The following is an 844-nucleotide window of genomic DNA, read 5'->3' as shown; positions in this document are numbered from 1 at the left end:
TGCCTTCTACAAGTCAAGGACCGGGACTTCCAACACCCGGACAACCTTCCGCGATCCGTCCCCCCATCGCATCATACGACGGTGCAGGAATATTAACCTGCTTCCCATCAGCTACGCATCTCTGCCTCGCCTTAGGGGCCGACTCACCCTGCTCCGATGAACGTTGAACAGGAAACCTTGGGCTTACGGCGTGGAGGCTTTTCACCCCCATTATCGCTACTCATGTCAGCATTCGCACTTCTGATACCTCCAGCATCCTTTACAAGACACCTTCGCAGGCTTACAGAACGCTCTCCTACCATATCGACGTGATAAATCACGTTAATATCCGCAGCTTCGGTGACTGGCTTAGCCCCGTTACATCTTCCGCGCAGGACGACTCGATCAGTGAGCTATTACGCTTTCTTTAAATGATGGCTGCTTCTAAGCCAACATCCTGACTGTTTTAGCCTTCCCACTTCGTTTTCCACTTAGCCAATCTTTGGGACCTTAGCTGGCGGTCTGGGTTGTTTCCCTCTTGACGCCGGACGTTAGCACCCGACGTCTGTCTCCCTTGCTCGCACTCATCGGTATTCGGAGTTTGCAATGGGTTGGTAAGTCGCGATGACCCCCTAGCCATAACAGTGCTCTACCCCCGATGGTGATACAAGAGGCACTACCTAAATAGTTTTCGGAGAGAACCAGCTATCTCCAAGTTTGTTTAGCCTTTCACCCCTACCCACAGCTCATCCCCTAATTTTTCAACATTAGTGGGTTCGGACCTCCAGTGCGTGTTACCGCACCTTCATCCTGGCCATGAGTAGATCACTTGGTTTCGGGTCTACACCCAGCGACTGAACGCCCT

1 rRNA gene is annotated in these 844 nt (G+C 52.3%); it reads right to left on the bottom strand.

The annotated features are described in order from the left end of the window. A 23S ribosomal RNA gene (locus QN370_RS20560) occupies positions 1 to 844 on the bottom strand; the annotation flags it as partial.

This window comes from Actimicrobium sp. CCI2.3 (genome assembly GCF_035019065.1).
Lineage (GTDB): Bacteria > Pseudomonadota > Gammaproteobacteria > Burkholderiales > Burkholderiaceae_D > Actimicrobium.
This window is presented reverse-complemented; position numbering and strand designations above follow the sequence as displayed.